Annotated in this window: 16 protein-coding genes; 12 read left to right on the top strand and 4 right to left on the bottom strand. The window is 65.7% G+C overall.

Annotated elements, in window-relative coordinates; all coding sequences use genetic code 11:
- Nucleotides 1-121 precede the first annotated feature (121 nt).
- Nucleotides 122-583 (top strand): Rv2175c family DNA-binding protein, encoded by a 462-nt coding sequence (locus Q1V78_RS06765; protein WP_231837618.1) that lies wholly within the window; start codon nucleotides 122-124, stop codon nucleotides 581-583.
- Here Q1V78_RS06765 and Q1V78_RS06770 read toward each other — a convergent pair.
- From Q1V78_RS06770 to Q1V78_RS06780, 3 genes are read right to left on the bottom strand one after another with little or no spacing between them, the layout of a single operon-like run.
- Entirely contained in the window at nucleotides 483-2,168 is a 1,686-nt protein-coding gene (locus tag Q1V78_RS06770) for an alpha-(1->6)-mannopyranosyltransferase A (RefSeq protein ID WP_300612952.1), read from the bottom strand. The two genes, Q1V78_RS06765 and Q1V78_RS06770, sit on opposite strands and share 101 nt — an antisense overlap.
- Entirely contained in the window at nucleotides 2,165-3,853 is a 1,689-nt protein-coding gene (gene crtI, locus Q1V78_RS06775; RefSeq protein ID WP_300612954.1) for a phytoene desaturase family protein, read from the bottom strand. Before crtI ends, Q1V78_RS06770 begins: the two co-directional genes overlap by 4 nt.
- Before the next feature lie 3 nt (nucleotides 3,854-3,856).
- The gene (locus Q1V78_RS06780) at nucleotides 3,857-5,041 is read right to left on the bottom strand and encodes a polyprenyl synthetase family protein (RefSeq protein WP_300612956.1); all 1,185 of its coding nucleotides are present in this window, start codon (nucleotides 5,039-5,041) and stop codon (nucleotides 3,857-3,859) included.
- Nucleotides 5,042-5,286: 245 nt separating this feature from the next.
- On the opposite strand from Q1V78_RS06780, the gene Q1V78_RS06785 reads away from it, so the two are divergent.
- Nucleotides 5,287-6,312: a methylenetetrahydrofolate reductase gene (locus Q1V78_RS06785; protein ID WP_300612958.1), complete on the top strand. Its 1,026-nt coding sequence runs from the start codon at nucleotides 5,287-5,289 to the stop codon at nucleotides 6,310-6,312.
- Between the two features lie 84 nt (nucleotides 6,313-6,396).
- Here Q1V78_RS06785 and Q1V78_RS06790 read toward each other — a convergent pair whose 3' ends face one another.
- Complete coding sequence (locus Q1V78_RS06790) at nucleotides 6,397-7,080, bottom strand: N-acetyltransferase (protein WP_300612960.1); 684 nt, start codon at nucleotides 7,078-7,080, stop codon at nucleotides 6,397-6,399.
- A gap of 159 nt (nucleotides 7,081-7,239) precedes the next feature.
- Here Q1V78_RS06790 and Q1V78_RS06795 point away from each other — a divergent pair, with 159 nt between their 5' ends.
- From Q1V78_RS06795 to murD, 10 genes are all read left to right on the top strand, one after another.
- Nucleotides 7,240-7,656, top strand: coding sequence for an SAV_6107 family HEPN domain-containing protein (locus tag Q1V78_RS06795; protein WP_300612962.1), 417 nt, complete (start codon nucleotides 7,240-7,242; stop codon nucleotides 7,654-7,656).
- A gap of 229 nt (nucleotides 7,657-7,885) precedes the next feature.
- Nucleotides 7,886-8,278 (top strand): DUF3040 domain-containing protein, encoded by a 393-nt coding sequence (locus Q1V78_RS06800; protein ID WP_300612964.1) that lies wholly within the window; start codon nucleotides 7,886-7,888, stop codon nucleotides 8,276-8,278.
- Between the two features lie 451 nt (nucleotides 8,279-8,729).
- Nucleotides 8,730-9,161: a division/cell wall cluster transcriptional repressor MraZ gene (gene mraZ, locus Q1V78_RS06805; RefSeq protein ID WP_012360462.1), complete on the top strand. Its 432-nt coding sequence runs from the start codon at nucleotides 8,730-8,732 to the stop codon at nucleotides 9,159-9,161.
- A 241-nt stretch (nucleotides 9,162-9,402) separates the two neighbouring features.
- Nucleotides 9,403-10,464: a 16S rRNA (cytosine(1402)-N(4))-methyltransferase RsmH gene (gene rsmH, locus Q1V78_RS06810; RefSeq protein WP_300612966.1), complete on the top strand. Its 1,062-nt coding sequence runs from the start codon at nucleotides 9,403-9,405 to the stop codon at nucleotides 10,462-10,464.
- A 94-nt stretch (nucleotides 10,465-10,558) separates the two neighbouring features.
- Nucleotides 10,559-11,353, top strand: a complete 795-nt coding sequence (locus Q1V78_RS06815; protein WP_300612968.1) for a hypothetical protein — start codon at nucleotides 10,559-10,561, stop codon at nucleotides 11,351-11,353.
- Nucleotides 11,354-11,496: 143 nt separating this feature from the next.
- Nucleotides 11,497-13,392 carry a penicillin-binding protein 2 gene (locus tag Q1V78_RS06820; RefSeq protein ID WP_300612970.1) on the top strand — a complete coding sequence of 632 codons (1,896 nt, stop codon included), beginning with the start codon at nucleotides 11,497-11,499 and terminating at the stop codon, nucleotides 13,390-13,392.
- 1 nt (nucleotide 13,393) lies between these two features.
- Nucleotides 13,394-14,995 (top strand): UDP-N-acetylmuramoyl-L-alanyl-D-glutamate--2,6-diaminopimelate ligase, encoded by a 1,602-nt coding sequence (locus tag Q1V78_RS06825; RefSeq protein ID WP_300612972.1) that lies wholly within the window; start codon nucleotides 13,394-13,396, stop codon nucleotides 14,993-14,995.
- A 17-nt stretch (nucleotides 14,996-15,012) separates the two neighbouring features.
- Nucleotides 15,013-16,515: a UDP-N-acetylmuramoyl-tripeptide--D-alanyl-D-alanine ligase gene (murF, locus tag Q1V78_RS06830; RefSeq protein WP_300612974.1), complete on the top strand. Its 1,503-nt coding sequence runs from the start codon at nucleotides 15,013-15,015 to the stop codon at nucleotides 16,513-16,515.
- Nucleotides 16,516-16,524: 9 nt separating this feature from the next.
- Nucleotides 16,525-17,625, top strand: coding sequence for a phospho-N-acetylmuramoyl-pentapeptide-transferase (mraY, locus tag Q1V78_RS06835; protein WP_300612976.1), 1,101 nt, complete (start codon nucleotides 16,525-16,527; stop codon nucleotides 17,623-17,625).
- A 21-nt stretch (nucleotides 17,626-17,646) separates the two neighbouring features.
- Nucleotides 17,647-19,125, top strand: a 1,479-nt coding sequence (murD, locus tag Q1V78_RS06840) for a UDP-N-acetylmuramoyl-L-alanine--D-glutamate ligase (protein WP_300612978.1), incomplete at its 3' end; no start/stop codon positions are given.

Below are 19,125 nucleotides of genomic sequence, written 5' to 3' on the forward strand. Positions count from 1 at the left end.
GGGGAGGGGCAGGTCGGACTCACACCGTGCCGGGCCGGGCGCAGTAAGCGCCCTAAAGGCTCAAGTGTGCCTTGAAGGTGTCAACGATTCTAGCCTGTCACAGTCGAATACAATGGCAGCCATGAGCAACTCCACACAGCCGGATCCGCAGTCTTCCCACCCAGAAGCCACCCCAGCAGCCAAAAGCCGCTCCGATCGCGGCCGCGTGACCAGCGGCGTATTGCAGGAAGCCGCCGGCGGCCTGCCCGCGGGCGAGGAGCTGCTGAGCATCCCCGAGGCCGCCCAGCGCATGGGGGTGGGGCAGAGCAAGATCCTGGATTTGGTGCAGAAGAAAAAGATCCTCGACACCAAGATCGACGGGGTGCGCTACCTCCCCGCCCGCTTCTTCGACGAGGACGGCCAGGTTACCCGCTTCCTCCCCGGTGTGGTGGCCCTCCTTCTCGACGGCGGCTACCAGCCCACGGAGATCCTGGAGTACCTCTTTACTGAGGACGACTCCCTGCCTGGTCGGCCGGTTGATGCGCTGCACGGGCACCTGGCTCGCGAGGTCCGCCGCCGGGCGCAGGCGATGGCTCTGATTTAGCGGCCTTCGGCCACGGCTCGGCCTGCCCTGCGGGCATGCCGGGTGCGAAACCAAGGGTGGCGCGCAGCGCGAACCACATCACCACGCCGATGGCGATGACCCACCACAGAACGTAGAGGCGGTTGTTGCCACCGCCGTCGAACATGAAGCACAGCACCGCGCTCAACCAGGCCACAATGAAGACCGCCCGGCGGTCGCGGATGCACACGCCCACGATCACCAGCGGGGCGACGTAGTACCAGGGCAGCACCACCGAGTTGAACACGCAGGTCACCGTGTAGGCCAGGGTCGCACCCAGCAGGGCGCGGCGGACGTCGTGACGGAAGAGCCACCACACCACGACCAGACCGATCAGCATGATGACCATCGAGATCGGCCGGAAGATGCCGACCAGGACATTGAAGCCGATGTCGTCGTTGATGCGGGAGATGAAGGGCTCCAGGGTGCTGGCCAACATCGTGGGGGCGGCCAGCGGGTTGATCACCTTCGAGTTGCCGGACATCTCCGCGATCCAACCCCACGTCTGCCCCGAGGCCCAGGTGATGGTGAACATCACGGCCACCACCACAGCCACGGAGCTGACCCCCGTCCACAGCAACGTGACGAAACGGGCGGCAGTTTCCTTGAACCAACCACGGGGAGCTGGCCCGGCGATGCGGGCCACGGCGATCCAAATCAGGAAGGGCAAGGCGATCGCGCCGGTGGCCTTCAACGCCACTCCAGCGGCGATCAGCACGCTGCCCAGCAGCAGCCCGGCGACAGGGCGCAGCCGCAGGCCCGCCAGAATGCCGAGCATCACGAGCGCCATCATCATCGACTCGGTGTGCAGCCCGCCGATGAGATGCACGATCACTAGGGGATTGGCCACGCCCAGCCACACCGCCAGGTCGGGGTCGCTGCCGAGTTCGGCTGCTAGACGGCGCACCACCCAGATCAGCGCCACGAAGGCCACCAGGGTCAGAAACTTGAATACGAAGATCCCGGCGGTGACGTTATCCCCGGTGATCGTGGTGACCCCCTTGCCCAACCACAGGTGGCCGGGGCCGTAGGGGGTGGTGGTGTTGCGCCAGTCAGCAGAGACCTCGTAGAGCATGGGGCCCCGGTTGGCCGCCGCACCCACCCGGTAGGCATCCAGCCCTTCCTTCGCCAGCGCCCCCTGCATCAAATAGGAGTAAATATCGCGGCTCATCAACGGTGCTGCCAGCACCATCGGCCCGACCCACGCGGCGATCGCGCGCTGTGGCAAGGAGCGCCCGCCCCGGAGCACGAGCCCGCCGACGATCGCCCAACTGAGCACCAGCAGCGCAATGCCCACCCACAACACGACGGAGAAGATCCCCGCCATGTGTCCGAAGGTCAGCCAATCCAGGCCGAGGGCTTGCATGATGCCGCCGCGTTCGCGGGTAGCGCCCACCGTGTAGGAACACAGCGTGAGAACCACCGAGCCGATCAGCCCCATGCGGATCGCACTGCCCATGCTTTGCGCCCGCAGCCACGCGGAGGGGTGGGCGACGACGGGGTGCTCAGTGAAAGGTCGGCTGGTCGCCGCTGCCTTATCCTGCGACTCCTGCAACTGCGTGCTCATCGGATGGAACCTCCGCCAATAATCCTGCGTGCCGCCAAAGAGCCGGAAAGCAGCGTGGTCGGCACACCCACACCCGGGGTGGTGGACGAGCCAGCCAGAATCACGTTCTCCAGGCCCGCCACCGGATAATTCCGTGGCCTAAAGGGGCCGGTCTGCGCGACGGTGTGGGCCAGCCCGAATGGGGAGCCCCCGCCATGGCCCTGCTGCTGCCAGAACAGAGGGGTATCGATCCGGGCCACGGACAGGTGTTCCCGCAGGCCAGTGAAGCCGCGACCCTCCAACACCCCCAGCAGCTCCTGGACGTAGTTCTCGGCGATCGCCTCCCAATCTACGCCCGCCCGGTCCAGGTTCGGCACCGGAGCGAGGATGCTCACCGGCTCGACCGTTCGGCCGTCCTCGGTGCGGACCAGCCGCTCGGGGATCGTCCCCGCCGGGCGGGTCAACAGCAGAGACGGGTCCGACATCAGTCCCGCTCGACCGCGCGAGGCAGTGAGCTCGGCGAAGGTTTCATCCCACGCCTCACCGAAGCTGATGTTGTGGTGGTAGCCGCCCTCGTCTGAACCCGGCCATGCCGCGGTCGTGTCCACCGGGACGGTGCCGTGCACCACGACCGCGGAGGGGGACCAATTCGGCTTCCGGCCCGCCAGATGTGCCGGGGAGCCCAGTAGTTCCTCCACGACGGGCAGGTCCGCGGTGGCGACGACGGCATCCGCGGCCAGCTGCTCGCCGTCGGCTGTTCGGATACCCGTGGCGCGCGAACCATCGTGGATGATGCGCTCCACCCGGGTGCTGCAGCGCAGCTCCCCGCCGGCCAGGCGGAAGGCTCGGGCCAGGACCTCAGGCACGTCCCCCATGCCGAAACGCGGGTAGAACACGCCCATGGTCGTGTCCATGTGGGAGATTACCCCATAGACCGCCCGGGCCTTCGCCGGGGCCACGCCAGCGTAGAGGGCCTGGAAGCTGAACACCCGGGCCAGCTCTTCGTCCCCCAGGTGGCGGGAGGCGCGCTTACCCAGGCTGCCGAACGCCCCGAGCTCCACGAGATCCGCCATGTCATTCGCGGTGGCAGGGGTCGCCACGGCGTCGAGAAGGGAATCGAAATCCGCGCCGATGAAGGACTCGAAGGAGGCGTCGAAGATCCCCCCGATCCACTGGCGGTGCTGGCGGTATCCCCGTGCAAGCCGGTCGACATCCGCGCTGTCGGCGCCGTACTTCCCGGCGGCGAAGCGGCGCACCTCGTGCTCCATCGTGTCGCCGTCCGGGTAGACATTCAGCTCGCGGCCACTGGCGAACATCGCGTGATACGCCGGGCGCAACTTGCGGTAACCCCAGCCGACCTCCTCGGCATCCACCCCCAGGTGCAGCAGGAGGTTATCCACCAGATCCGGCATCGTCAGCACCGTCGCGCCGGTATCGGCATAGAACTCACCGTGGTCACTGCGCAGCTGCTCCGTCCGGCAGCGGCCCCCGACCTCGGGATTCGCCTCAACCAGCGTCACCTGCTTGCCAGCGGCCTGCAGCCGGCACGCGGCCGCCAAACCGGATAGCCCCGCACCCACGACAACCACGGATTCGACATCCCCGGGGACCCGATCGCGGGTCGTTGGGCGGGTGGTCGGAACCACCATCCGGCGCGTAGCCGCGAGGACCTGGCGAGGGGAGGGGATCGCGCTAAAAATCGGCATGCCCTAGAACCTCCGGTCGCTCAGCAAGCGTGCGAAGGCGACGAGCTCCTCGCTGATGCTGTCCTCCAGCCAGGAGTCCTCGACCAGCGAGATTGCCCGCTCGGACAGGGCGTTGATCTTGTCCTCGATCTGCTGCGCCGCCCCGCAATCCTGAATGATCTGGCGCATCCGGTCGATCTGCTCCGCAGTGTGCTCCGCCGCGCCGGGAAGCGGACCGAAATCTTCCCGTAGTCGGGCCAGCTGCTTCGGGGTGCACTTCGCGAAAGCGGTATTCACCAACACCGTGCGCTTGCCGGTGCGCAGATCATCTCCGCTCGGTTTGCCGGTCACGGCCGGGTCGCCGAAGACGCCCAGCTGGTCGTCCCGAAGCTGGAAAGCCTGCCCCACCAGCGTGCCGTACTCCAGGAGAAGCTTGATCGTGCGCTCATCGGCGCCTGCCAGGGCCGCTCCGATGTGCAGCGGTCGGGCGACGGTGTAGCTGGCGGTCTTGAAGTTGATCACCTGCATGGCATCGGCGATCGACTCGCTCCCGTTGTTTTCCAGGGCGATGTCCAGCTGCTGGCCGGCGATCACCTCGGTACGCATCGCGCGCCACGGACCCCGCACCCGCTCGACAATCGCTGGGCTCAGTCCCGAGGTGGCGAGCAGGTCATCTGCCCAGCTCAACGCGAGGTCGCCCGCCAGAATGGCCTGGCTGATGCCGTAGTGTTCCGAGGATCCAAACCAGTCGCGCTCGCGGTGTTGGCTTTCGAACACTCGGTGGGTGGTGGGGTTGCCTCGGCGGGTATCGGACTCGTCGATGATGTCGTCGTGGATCAGCGCACAAGCCTGAACGAACTCGAGAGCGCTGAGGGCCAGCAGCACGGTCGCCGGGTCGACGTCCTGAATGCTGCTGTCATCCGCCCCGCCGCCTTCCAGGCCGGCGCGGAAACCAGCCCAAGCGAAGGTTGGTCGGACGCGCTTGCCACCGCCCATGACGAAGCCCCGCAACACTGCCATGGCGTCGTTGAACTCGGGCGCGATCGCGGAAAACTCCGCCGCACTGTGGTCAAAGTAGGCGTCCAGGGCACGGTCGACAGCAGCCGGAACGTCCTTCAGCGGTGAGCGCAGGTCCCAACCGGCCAGCTGGTTCGCAACCGGCGGCTGGGAGATCGTCGACAGGCCATGCGGGGAGGACGGAGTGGTCACAGGAAGCACACCTTTCGGGGCTGCGGGGCAGGGCGGGGCGTGGATGCTGAGTGAGCAGCGCACGAAGCGCCCTGCTTTGAAGGTTCGATCTTGTGCCTCATAGTCTAAAGGTCGCTGCAGACACCGGCGAACAGACGCAACCGGGGTGGGTGCCGGATAGGTCAGTGGGGGTGGGCGAACCCGACGGCACGCGAGTGTTAGCCCAGAACGCAACCTAGACAGAGATGTCTACTATGATTTCCTTCATGTCTGCATCCAACCCCCACGGTCACCACGAGAAGGTCTCACCACTGCTGGGCACACCACCACAGCCCACGCTGCAGGTGCCAGTGAGCGAAGCTATCCGCGGCTACAGCCCCGGTAAGATTCCGTTCTCCGTCGAATTCATGCCCCCGCGCGACGACGCTGCCCAAACCCGGCTGTGGAACGCTGCGGAGGCCTTCCACGACCTCGGCGTGAGCTTCGCCTCCATCACCTACGGGGCCGGTGGCTCCACCCGGGAGCGCACGATGGAGGTCGCCCAGCAGCTGGCCGCCAAGCCACTGACCACCCTGATGCACCTAACCCTGGTGGACCACTCGGCCGACGAGCTGCGCGCCATGCTCCAGGACTACGCCCGTCGCGGCATGACGAACGTGCTCGCGCTTCGCGGCGATCCGCCGGGGGACCCGCTGGGGACATGGCAGCCCACGCCCGGCGGGCTGAACTATGCCTCCGACCTCATCGAGCTGATCCGCAACACCCCGGAGTGCGAAAAATTCGATATCGGTATCGCCAGCTTCCCGGAGGGGCACTACCGAGCCGAGGGCCTGGAGCAGGACACGCAGGTGACCCTGCACAAGCTCCGGCTGGGGGCGGACTACTCGATTACCCAGATGTTCTTCGACGTGGAGAATTACCTCCGGCTGCGCGATAGGCTCGCCGCCGCCGACCCGATCCACGGGGCAAAGCCTGTGATTCCGGGACTCATGCCGATCACTTCGATCCGTTCCGTGCGCCGCCAAATGGAACTGGCGGGTGGCGAGGTTCCCGTGAAGATCCTGGAGCGCCTGGAGAAGGCCGCTGCTGGCGATGAGGTTGCCAACCGTGATGCGGTCCGCGAGGTCGGTATCGACATCACCACCGAGATGAGTGAGCGTCTCATCGCAGAGGGTGCGCCGAACCTGCACTTCATGACCATGAATAACGTGCGGGCGACCCAGGATGTGCTGCACAACCTGGGGATGGCGCCAGCATGGGGGCCGGGTTACGGCCAGGACATGGTTCGCTAGCTCACCGGCGACGCCTACCGGTGTGTTCGCCCCGTGGGGTGGGGCAGCTGCTGGGCGAGTCTGCCCCGGACCGGCGCGTGGGGGCTAGCGTGCCACCCGGTCCGCGTCTGACGCTGGTTCCCTCACCGCAGCGGGGTCACCTGCGGAGTCGCGCAGGCGCTTGCGAAGGATCCCGAAGGGGCGGGGATCGCCGGGGAAGCGGTGTTCCCGCAGCAGGTCGGTGAAGCCCAAGCTGCGGTAGAGGTGCCACGCATGATTGTTCTCGCCGGGCACCTCCGGAGTGGAGAGCATTGCGTCGCGGGTGGGCAAGATGCCTAGGACCTCCGTTAACAGCCGGGTGCCGATGCCGGAGCCCTGAAATCGCGGAAGAACATGAATCTCCGAAATCTCGGTATAGCTCGACAGGGTCTCGGTGACGTCCTCCGGCGGCATGCCCGCAGCCAGCAGGCCGTAGCTGACCTGCTGGTACCACCACGTTCCTCGGCTTCCTTGGAAGCCAAAGCAGACACCCACGATCTTCTGCGCATGGTCGGCTGGATCCGGTTCTTCCGCCGGTGAGTGCAAGAGCGCCACCAGGCTCGTGAAGTGTGGGTGGTTGGCGTTGCTGAGCCACAGGCTGCGCCGTTGTCGAAATGCCTCCGGCGGATATCCCATGGCCTTGAGGTGCAAAGCAACGAGTTCATCGAGGCGTCGCAGGAAGAGTGCGCGGCTGATGGGTGCGAGGGAGACGAGGTGATCCTGGTCGGGTTGCGCGATGGGCTGGCTCATAGGGATATCGTCCCACGTATTAAGCGCGAGGGTGTGCAGTGGGGGACACTAAAGCATGGTTAGAACGCGTGTTCGAATAGTGAACGCGGTGTCTGCTCCGAGCTTTAACGTCAGAGGTGCAAATTGCGAAACGGAAGTTCTCGAAAGGTGGGAGTGGCGATGGCTGTGATGTCGAAGACGAGGGGGACGTTGCGTCCCAATCCGGCGGAATTTTTGATGCGCGCGGAAGCGCAACTCGTGTTAGCGAATGAGGCTTATGACCAGGGGGATCTGCCACGGGCTGTTGTCTACGCCTATCGCGCCGGGCTGCGTGCTGCAGGTGCTGTTATCGACGCCGAGCGACCGGCTCGTCGCAGGCTTCCGGCCGGTTCGGCGTGGCTGCGTCTCCGGGCGGTGCGACCTGACCTCGGCGGCTGGGCTGACTCCTTCGAGCAGCACGCCAGGCTGGCGGAGCGGGCAGATATTGGACTCGAGCGCGATGTAGCAGACTCTGCGTTTCAGGAGGTGTACTCGGATTCTGTCGAACTCCTGGAGCGTGTGCGAATGGAGCTGGGCCTTGGCCTGCAGGCCGCTTAGGGCTTTGGGGCTGACTTAATCCTGCTCATTGGTTAGAGTGGGGAATTGAAGAGTAACTAAAACATGGGGAAGCCTCGCTGCGGCGGGGTGGCTTCCAGCAGACTGCGGCGTTGGCGCGATCTTCCGCCGGAGTAAATGAAGATCTGAAGCGCGCTACAGTGGGTTATCAGGTCGTGTGCTGCGTTGTTGTGGCCACGCGGAGGATCAGTAGAGGGAAACGAGGACTGTCATGGCTCTCTCGGAACAAGAAAAGCAGATGCTCGCAGAGATCGAGCGGGCTTTGATCGCGGAGGATCCGCGCTTTGCTCAGGGCGGGGATGACTCGGCGCCGTCGGGGGTGCGCTTCGACATCCGTTCGATCTCGCTGATCATGCTCGGCATCTGTCTGCTGGTCGGTGGTGTCGCTCTGGCGCAGGTCTCCCTGTGGTTCGTGGTTCTGAGCGTTGCGGGCTTCCTGGTCATGCTGGGTGGCGGAATGATCGCGCTGAATAACGGCGATTCCCCGGCTCCAGCGAAGAGCGCGAAGTCTCGTCGTGTTTCCGCCGGTGGGGCGGTCCGGCAGGGGGATGGCGGTTTGGGGGACCGCATGGAGAATAAGTTCCGTAAGCGTTTCGAGCGCTAGGCCCTGCCGGTGAAGTAGCGGGACTCAGCCCGGGAGCCCTCGCCACATGGCGAGGGTTTTTTCGTGCCTTTTTCCGAATCCCCACTTTCACCCACTCTCGGTCTATTGGGGCTCGAAATGGTGGGTTTTAGGGTGAAAGCCACCGAGAAGAGTGTCATTTTCGGGGTATGTGGACCAGTTTTCGATGGTGAAAAGCTCACGCTCCCCACCTGGCTGCCTGGTGAACCTGCAGGTTGTTTCGCTAGCTTGAGAAAAACACGCCTAAATACGCCCACTGGGTGGTTATGGTGGCGCAAGGTGGGGTAAAGTGGGGCATGTTGGTGATTGAGGGGGCTTCCTGGGTATAGGTAGCCCACGGGTCCAGACCGGACGCACCGCAAGAGCCACGGATAACTTCACAGCGAAAACATGGCATGGCTGCACGAGATACCGGCGAAAGGGGTCACAAGACATGTTCTTTGGCACCTTCACGCCGAAGCTCGACGATAAAGGGCGACTCACCCTTCCTGCGAAGTTCCGCGAGGAACTCAAGGACGGCCTGATGGTCGTCAAGGGGCAGGATCACAGCCTCGCGATCTACCCCCGCGAGGAGTTTCTCCTCCGGGCCCGCAAGGCCGCGGCCGCGAGCCGTAGTAACCCGCAAGCTCGCGCTTTCGTGCGAAACCTCGCGGCAAGCGCGGACGAGCAGGACCTCGACTCGCAGGGGCGCATTTCCGTCTCCGCAGCGCACCGCGAATACGCGGGGCTGAAGAAGGAGTGCGTTGTCATCGGCTCGGTGGACTTCCTCGAGATCTGGGATGCCCAGGCCTGGGAGGAGTACAGCGCAGCCCACGAGGCAGATTTCGCCGCAGGCGACGACGAAGCCTTCGCGAATTTCCTCTAGCCCGCCATGCCACATCGACCGGCCACGAACACGCCGGCGAAGCCCGTGATGTGTGCAGGCCCTTGCCTGAGCGGAAGACGTGACCGTTTGATGCACTTCCCCAACATCAAGCCCACGCCCGCGCAGGTAAGGCCCTGTTCATATCAACCCAAGGCAACACCCCAAACAGTTTGACGGCGCCCGCCCCACAGGCAGGCGCCCACCCCAAGTAACCCACCGACGAGCCAAGAGGAGCGTGACCGTGGCAGCGAACACCCCCCACGATCCGAGCAGCCCAGGCCACGTTCCCGTCATGCGGCAGCGCATGGTGGAACTCGTCGGTATCGGTGTGACCGCAGGCAGCGCCCCAGCTCAGCCCATCATCGTGGACGGCACCCTGGGAGCCGGAGGCCACACCGAAGCCTTCCTCGAGGCCTACCCCAACGCCATCGTCATCGGACTGGACCGCGACCCCAACGCGCTTGCTGAGGCCCGCGCCCGTCTCGAGCGCTTCGGCCAGCGCTTCTTCAGCTACCAGACTCGCTTCGATGGCATCGGTGAGGCGCTGGAGCACTTCTCCGAGGATCCTGACTTCCCGGTCGACATCCGTGAGCAGGGGATCTCCGGGTTCCTGTTCGACCTCGGGGTGTCCTCCATGCAGCTGGACCAGGACGACCGCGGTTTTGCCTACCGCGTCGACGCCCCACTGGACATGCGCATGGACCCCAGCAGCCGACTGACTGCGGCGGAAATCCTCAACACCTACGAGCACGGCGAGCTTGCCCGCATCCTCAAGCGCTATGGCGATGAGAAGTTCGCGGGCAAGATCGCCTCCGCCGTCATTCGCGAGCGCGAGAAGCAGCCTTTCGAAAACTCCGCGCGCCTCGTGGACCTGCTCTACGCAACCATCCCAGCCGCGGCACGACGGACCGGCGGGCACCCCGCCAAGCGAACCTTCCAGGCCCTGCGGATCGAAGTTAACGCGGAGCTGGAAAGCCTCGAGCTCGTCATCCCAGCAGCCTTCAGCTGGCTCCGTGTCGACGGCGCCGGGGTCTTCATGAGCTACCAGTCCCTCGAGGACAAGATCGTCAAGCAGCAGCTCAAGGGCATGACTGAGTCCACAACGCCGCCAGGACTGCCGGTCGAGCTGCCCGGCACCGAACCGGAGTTCGAGCTCCTCACCCGCGGGGCGGAGAAAGCCAGCGAGCAAGAGATTGCTGAAAACTCCAGATCTGCCCCCGTGAGGGTCCGGGCAGCCCGGCGAATAGGCGCCCACTCCTCGGGGGCTGACGGGCCACGCTACCCGTTGGCGTCGCCACACTAAGTGGCCCGAATAGCCCGATAGAAACCTCAACAACAACCGCGCACCGCACCACGAAGCCCACAACGAGCCCGAAGAACCAGGCAAAGGACAGGATATGACCACTCCCGGAATGCTGAAGGAGCACCCCAGGACTGCCGCCAAGGCCGAGCGAGCAGAGCTGCGCACCAGCGCGCCCCGTTCGTTCAAGCGGCAGCCGGCCAAGCCTCGTCGCAGCCTGCACCGCGCTCCGGCCTACCGCGGCCGCCTCGGTTCGCAGCAGCGTGTCTCGGAACGCGGCCGCCGCCTGCAGCCCATCAAGCAGGAAAACTCCCGGGTCTTCCGCTTCGTGGCCTTCGTCGTCGCCGCGTGCATCATTGGCACCGCCGCCGTCATGCTGCTCGCCGGCATGACAACGGAAAAGACCTTCCAGATCACGGACGCGGAGGCCAAGTCCAAGACGCTGGCCAACGAAATCACCACGCTGGAGCGAGACGTCGAAAAGGCGAAGTCTGCGCAGAACCTGTCCGCGAAGGCCGCCGAGCTGGGCATGGTCGTCCCGGGGCAGGCAGGCATTCTGGAGACCAAGGGCGACAAGGTTGACGAGCGTCGCGACGCCGATAACTCCAAGGACCGCGGGATCGTCGACGTCACCGGGAATAAGCGAACTCGCGAGGCAACCTCCTCCCCGGAGGAGACCCGCAACGTCCCGGGGCTGGCACCGTCTAGCCCGGCGGGTGCGGAAGCAGCCGGCAACATGAACTCCGGGGACCTGCCTTATGCCAACCAGAACCAAGGCGCGCCAGCTCCGGTCGCGGACAACGGCGAGCAGCCGGCGCAGCCAGAAGCGCAGCCCGCACCGGCGGCACCCGCTGAAGCGAATCCGGCCCCGCCCGCCGCGCCGCGACCGTAACTGGCCGCACAGCGCCTAAGATTCTAAGCGCTAAAACTTCCGGGACACCGCCGCGTCCCGGCCAGTGAAGATCTGCGTCTCCAACCCAAGAACCATGCCGATCTTGCAACTGCGAAGACAAAGATCGAGGAGGACACACACCGTTGGCTCAGCAGTGGAACCGTCGGCCGGCAGACGGCTCGCGGAATACGCGAGCGCTGCTGCTCCTCGACAACAGCCCGCAGCGCTATAACAAGCGCCTGCGGCTGTCCCTGTTTGCCGTCGTTATCGTCGTCCTCGCGCTCATCCTGCGCCTGACCTGGGTCCAGCTCATCGCAGGCCCAACGCTCGCGGAACACGCCGCCGCCCAGCGCACAGCCGTCATCGCCGAACCAGCCCACCGCGGCGCCATCGTCGACCGCGAGGGCCGCAACCTCGCCTACACGATGGAAGCCAAGTCGCTGTCGGTGCTGCCGAATAAGCTGCGTGGCTACATGGACGAACGCCACAAGGCGAACCCGGAGGAGGTCCCGCCAGCCGACGAGCGCATCGAGCAGATCATCGAAGAACTGCCCGACATGATCCCGGCATCCGAAGGCCGGGTGAAGAAGGAAGACCTCCGCAAGAAGCTCACCGACGAGAAGGTCACCTACACCGTCCTCGTTCGCAACGTCGCCCCAGACGTCGCACAGAAGGTCACCGAGAAGTTCCCGGAGATCACCGCGGAACGCCAGGACATCCGCCAGTACCCCAACGGTGCGGTGGCCCAGAACATCATCGGCAAGATCAGCTCCGATAACCAGGGCCAATTCGGCCTGGAGCTCTCCCAGGACAGCCGACTGCAGGGCATTAACGGCTCCAAGACCCTGGACATCGCTGGCGGCCTCACTATCCCAGGCTCCGCCCGCGATGAACACCCGCCGGTCAACGGCGATAACTTCGAGCTCACCCTCGACCTCGACGCGCAGGCCTTCATCCAGCAGCAGGTGCAGCAGGCGAAGGATAACTCCAAGGCCGAGTCCGCTTCCGCCGTCGTGCTGGACGCCAAGTCCGCAGAGGTCATCGCGATGGCCAGCTCCGACACGATCGATCCCAACGGTGACCTGCAGAAGCAGCTGCGGGGGAACAAGGCTTTCGGCGACCGCAACACCGCGGAAACCTTCGAGCCGGGCTCCATCGCGAAGATCATGACGGCCGCGGCCGCCATCGAGGAGAAGAAGACCACCCCGGACGAGGTGCTGAAGGTGCCCGGTTCCATTGATATGGCCGGTGTTACTGTCCGCGACGCCTGGGAGCACGGCGTGGCCCCGTACACCACCACTGGCGTGTTCGGGAAGTCCTCCAACGTCGGCACCCTGATGCTCGCCGAGCGCGTCGGTCAGGAGAAGATGTACGAGTACTTCCGGAAGTTCGGCGTGGGCCAAGCCGCAGACGTGGGCATGCCGCACGAGGCCGCGGGGTACATGCCCGAGTTCTCCCAGTGGTCGGGCGGTACCTTCGCCAACCTGCCCATCGGGCAGGGCTTGTCCATGAACCTGCTGCAGATGGCCAGCATCTACCAGACGATCGCCAACGATGGCGTCCGCGTCCAGCCGCGCCTGATCAAGTCCATCACCAACTCGGATGGGGAGGACGTCCCGCAGCCGGTTCAATCCGAGACGCGCGCCGTGTCCGCGGAGACGGCGAAGACCGTCCGCGCCATGTTCCAGTCCGTCACCCAGAGTGACCCGAATGGTGTGCAGAACGGCACCGGTGCGGCGGCTGCGGTCGAGGGTTATCAGATCGCTGGCAAGACCGGCACCGCGCAGCAGATTGATCCGGACACCGGCGCGTACTCGAACTCCAACTACTGGATCACCTTCGCGGGCATCGCCCCGGCGGATAACCCCCGCTTCGTCGTCGCGATCATGCTGGACAACCCGCAGCGCGGCACCGAGGAAGGCGGTGGCGGCGGGGGCTCGGCTGCGCCGACCTTCCACAACATTGCATCCTGGTTGATGGATCACTACAACGTACCGCCTTCCCCGAAGGCACCACGGCTCATGCTGGAGGCTCGATAACATGGCAACCCACCAGGCCACTGACCATTCCGACCGCAACACCAGCGGGGTAACCCTCCGCGAACTCGCGGTACTTTCCGGCGGTATCGTCGCTGATAACCATCAGGACGTCACCGTCGACTCCGCTGCCATCGGTTCCGCGGACGTCCAGCCCGGCGGCCTGTTCTGCGCCGTTCCGGGGAGCCGCGTCCACGGCGCGACCTTCGCTGCTGACAGCGGGGCCGCTGCCGTCCTCACGGACGCCGAGGGGGCGGAGATCCTCGCTGATGTGGACCTCCCACTGCTGATTGTCGATAACGTCCGGCGCTGCATGGGCCCCGTTGCCGCGGCCGTGTACGGCCACCCGAGCCGGGACCTACGCGTTATTGGCATCACTGGCACCTCGGGCAAAACCACCACGACGTACCTCATCGAGCGCGCCCTGATGGCCGAGCACAGCGTCGGCATCATCGGCACCACCGGCACCCGGATGAACGGCGAGCAAATCCCCACGAAGCTCACCACCCCTGAGGCGCCGACCATGCAGGCCCTGCTGGCGCAGATGCGCGACCGTGGGGTGACCCACGTGGTCATGGAGGTTAGCTCCCACGCACTCGCACTGGGGCGGGTGACCGGCATCGAGTTCGACGTCGCGGGCTTCACCAACCTGAGCCAAGACCACCTGGATTTCCACCCGACGATGGAGGACTACTTCGAAACGAAGGCCCAGCTGTTCCTCCAAGCCCAGGCCGAGGGTGCGGAGCTGCCCGCCGCCGTTGTCTGCGTCGACGACAAATGGGGCCAGCGTCTCGCCGGCATGATTGCGGACTCCGGACACCAGGCCCTCACCGTGGGGACCGCGCACCAGTCCGGTGCAGACTGGCAGGTCAGCGGCGTTCACGTCACTCCGTCCGGACGCCAAGAGATCACCGTGGCTGCTGAGGGCAAGGAATTTAGCTACGACATCGGTCTCGTCGGCTCTTTCAACGTGGCGAACAGCCTGCTCGCGATCAGCTCTGTGGCGCAGCTGGGGGAGGACCCGCACGCCGCGGCAGCGGCCATCGCGGATGTCCAGGTGCCGGGTCGCATGCAGGCCGTGGATGCCGGGCAGCCCTTCCTCGCGGTGGTGGACTACGCCCACAAGCCGGGGGCCGTCGCTGCCGTCGTGCGGACTCTGAGCGACTACCTGCCGTCTCCGGCAGGTCGCATCGGCATCGTGCTGGGAGCTGGCGGCAACCGCGATCACGACAAGCGCCCCATGATGGGCGAGGAGGCTGCGAAGGTCGCCGACGCCGTCTTCGTCACCGACGACAACCCGCGCGACGAGGAGCCCGCCCCGATTCGCTCGATGATCCTGGACGGGGTGCGCAAGGCCGCCAAGGGCCGCGATGCAAATGGCGAGAAGGTTTTTTATGACGACTTCCCGGGCCGCGCCAACGCCATCCGAGCTGCGGTGGCATGGGCCCGCCCCGGTGATGCGATCGTGGTGGCTGGTAAGGGCCACGAGACGGGCCAGGAGGTTCGCGGGGAGATTCACCCGTTCTCCGACCTTGAGGAGCTCGCTGCCGCGCTTGAGCAGCGGCCGGACGTTGACCAACAGGCAAGCACGACGATCCGCGACTAACGAGAGGCGACGAAGCAGTGATTGAGCTTTCAGCAGGAGATATTGCCGCCATCACGGGTGGCGAATTGATTGACGGCGCCGCCGAAGAGACCCACGTGACGGGACCAGTGGAGTTCGACTCGCGCAAGATTGCGCCGGGAAGTATCTTCATGGCGCTGCCCGGGGCCACCGTGGATGGGCACGACTACGTGGCCGCCGCAGGCGAGCAGGGTGCCGCCCTGGCCATCGTGGGCCGCCCCGTGGACTACCCGGCGCTGCTGGCACCGGCCAGCCAGCGGGCCGCCGGCACCGATAACTCCGCGGTCTTCGGTTCAGATGACGAGGGCTACGGGGCGGCGGTGCTCGCCGCCGTCGACAAGCTCGCGCGCCACAACACCGACGTCCTCGCCGACGAAGAAGGCATGGTCGTCGTGGGTATCACCGGTTCGGCCGGAAAGACCTCCACGAAGGACCTGATCGGCGCGCTGCTGGGCGAGATGGGCGAGACCGTCGCCCCGCCGGGTAGCTTCAACAACGAGATTGGCCTGCCCTACACCGCGCTGCGCGCCAACCGTGGCACGAAGTTCCTGGTCTCCGAGATGTCTGCCCGCGGTGTGGGCCACATTGCCCACCTGGCCACGATCACACCGCCGAAGATCGGCGTTGAGTTGAATGTAGGTAGCGCGCACCTCGGGGAGTTCGGCTCCCGGGAGGCGATCGCCCAGGCCAAGGGCGAGCTCGTCGAAGCACTTCCCGCTGCGGAGGAAGGCGGCATCGCGATCCTCAACGCGGACGACGATGCGGTGATCGCCATGCGGCACCGCACTCGTGCACGGGTCGTGACCTTTGCGCTCGACGAGCGTTCCAAGACGGGGGAGCAGGCTGACTACTGGGCGAGTGATATTCGCTTGGACGAAGTCGCCAGGGCATCCTTCCGCCTGCACCACCCGTACGGTGAGCCGGTGGACATCCGCCTGGGCGTGTTCGGCGCCCACCAGGTCTCTAACGCACTCGCCGCCGCTGCGGTGGCGGTCGAGTCCGGGATGTTGCCGGCATCGGTGGCACGCGTGCTGGGTAATCATGTCGCCGCCAGCGCCAACCGCATGGATGTGCGAACCCGGCGCGATGGTGCGACTATTATCAACGATTCCTACAACGCCAACCCGGAGTCCATGCGCGCTGGCATCGACGCCCTGGCCTATACGGCCGGTGGTCGTCCGGAGGCCAGCAGCTGGGCTGTGCTGGGGCAGATGGGCGAGCTGGGTGAGGAATCCGCCGAGGAGCACACCGAGCTAGGCAAGTTCCTCGGCACCCGGGGCATCGACCACGCCGTGATCGTTGGCACCGGGGTCAACCAGCGTGCCATCGCCGATGCGGCGCGGGAGCACGGTGTGGATACCCGCAGCGTCGAGGATGTCGACGCGGCGGTAAATTTTGTGGATCAACATGTCAAACCCAAGGATGTTGTGCTCGTGAAGGCGTCTTACTCTGATGGTCTCTGGGCGGTCGCCGAAGGGCTTTTGGCGGACGAAGGAGCATAAGGAAAACCCATGATGCAGATCTTCATCGCGGGCGCCGTGGCGTTCCTCGCGACTGTACTTTTTACCCCGGTTCTCATCCGGAAGTTCTCGGACGAAGGCCTGGGCCAGGAGATCCGCGAGGAGGGGCCAAAGTCCCACCTGAAGAAGCGCGGCACCCCCACGATGGGGGGCATTGCCATCCTCGTGGGTATCACCCTCGGCTATATTGTCGCGGCGCTGGTTGGGCTAATCTTCACCGGCACCGGCCCCGGAGTGTCCGGCTGGCTGGTGCTGGGCCTGACCCTCGCCCTGGGCGGGGTGGGCTTCGCCGATGACTACATCAAGCTGGTCAAGGGCCGGAACCTGGGGCTCAATGCCCGGGCGAAGCTCATCTGCCAGTTGGTCATCGCCATCGCCTTCGGCGTGTTGATTCTGCAGTTCCCTGACTCCAACGACCTCACCCCGGGATCGACGTACCTCTCCTTCGTCCGGGAGATGCCAACGTTCGACATCGCCGTGGGCGGCACCGTCATCGGCATGATCCTGTTTTTGATCTTCATCAACATCGTCATCTCCGCCTGGTCGAATGCCGTGAACCTCACGGACGGCCTGGACGGGCTGGCGTCTGGTGTCACCGCCATCGTGATGGGGGCGTACGTGCTCATCACCTTCTGGCAGTTCCGCAATTCTTGCGCTGATGGGGCGGCGGCCGGGTGCTACTTCGTGCGCGACCCGCTGGACCTGGCGATGCTGGCCTCCGCCGGCTTGGGTGCCTGCCTCGGCTTCCTGTGGTGGAACGCCTCCCCGGCGAAGATCTTCATGGGGGACACCGGCTCGCTGGCCCTGGGTGGCCTTGTCGCCGGCCTGTCCATCACCTCCCACACCGAGCTGCTGATGATTATCGTGGGCGCGATCTTCGTCCTGGAGACCGTCTCTGTGGTCATCCAGGTGACCTACTTCAAGACGACCGGCAAGCGGGTGTTCCGCATGGCACCGATCCACCACCACTTTGAGAACGGCGGTTGGGCAGAGACCACCGTCGTCGTCCGCTTCTGGCTGATCGCAGCCCTGGCCGCGATGACCGGCTTCGGCCTGTTCTATGGCGAGTGGCTGACCGCCACGAGTTTCTAAACCCGCGAAAGAGGGCCCACCATGTCCACCGATTCGATCCTCAACCCCCAGTCCGCTGTCGACATCATGCGCTCGCAGACGGTCTTCGTCGCCGGCGCCGGCGTGGCGGGCAGGGGCATCGTCGCCATGCTCGAGGGCATCGGCGGAAGTTTCAAGGTTGTCGACGACCGGGCCCAGGCTGCGGATCTCAACACCGCCGAGGCTATTGCCGCGGTGTCTTCGGCTGAGACTGCGCCCGCGCTGCTGATCACCTCGCCGGGCTGGCGCCCGGACTCCGAGTTGCTGCTCGCTGCCCAGGCCGCGGGTGTGCCGGTGATCGGTGACATCGAGGCCGCCTGGCTAGCGGACCAGGTCGGGGCCTTCGGAAACCCACGCACCTGGATTGCGATCACCGGCACGAACGGCAAGACCACTGCGACTGCGATGGCCACGGCCATGCTGCAGGCAGCGGGCCTGGCCGCCATATCCGTCGGCAACATTGGCACCCCGCCTGGGGCCGCATTGGTGGCTGACGAGCGGGCGGACTACCTCGTGGCCGAAGTCTCCAGCTTTCAGCTGCACTGGGCACCCAGCTTCACCCCGGACACCGGCGTGGTGCTCAACCTCGCGGAGGACCACCTGGATTGGCATGGCTCGATGGCCGGCTATGCCGGGGATAAGCTACGTGCCCTCCGAGGACCGCGCCCGGTGGTCGCCGTGGACGAACAGCTCGTCCGCGAACTCGCTGAGGACAACGGCGTCCCGAACGTGGTGGCCTGCAGTATGCAGGATCCTGCGGAGGTGCTTGCCCAGGCACACTTCCCGCTCGTCGTCGGGGTCGTGGAGTCCGAGGCGGGGGCGGTTATCACCGAGGTCGCCACCACCGGGGGCGGTGGGCTGGAGGTCACCCCCATCGCCTCGGCGGAGGCGATTTCCCCGCCGGGTCCGGCGGGCATCGCCGATGCCGTGGCGGCCTGCGCCCTCGTGCGAGCCTTCGACGTGCCGCCAGTAGCCATTTCGCAGGCACTGCACGGCTTCGAAGTGCAGGCGCACCGCGGCCAGGTCGTGCACCTGGCAGAAGGGGTGATCTGGATTGATAACTCCAAGGCCACGAATCCACATGCCGCCATTGCCGCACTCGGCGGGCTAGAGAACATCGTGTGGGTCGCCGGTGGCCAGCTCAAGGGCGCGGAGGTCCACGACCTCATCGCCACCGTCGGGCCTGGGTTGCGGGGCGCGGTCGTGCTCGGCTGCGACCGGGCGGGGATCATTCGTGAACTGGCAGCGCAGTTCCCGGACCTCCCCGTCACGGATATCGCGAACACCGATCCGGAGGGAGCCATGGCCGAGGCGGTGGCCGCCGCCCGTAGCCTCGCGGAACCGGGGGACAGCGTTGTCCTCGCGCCCGCGGCGGCGTCTCTGGATATGTACACAGGCATGGCACAGCGCGGCGAACTCTTCGCCGCCTACGCTAGGGGCACAGTGGCCCAGGCAAGCGCCAGCGAACGGGAGGGCGAGAGC

The organism is Corynebacterium sp., from assembly GCF_030152825.1.
Classification (GTDB): domain Bacteria; phylum Actinomycetota; class Actinomycetes; order Mycobacteriales; family Mycobacteriaceae; genus Corynebacterium.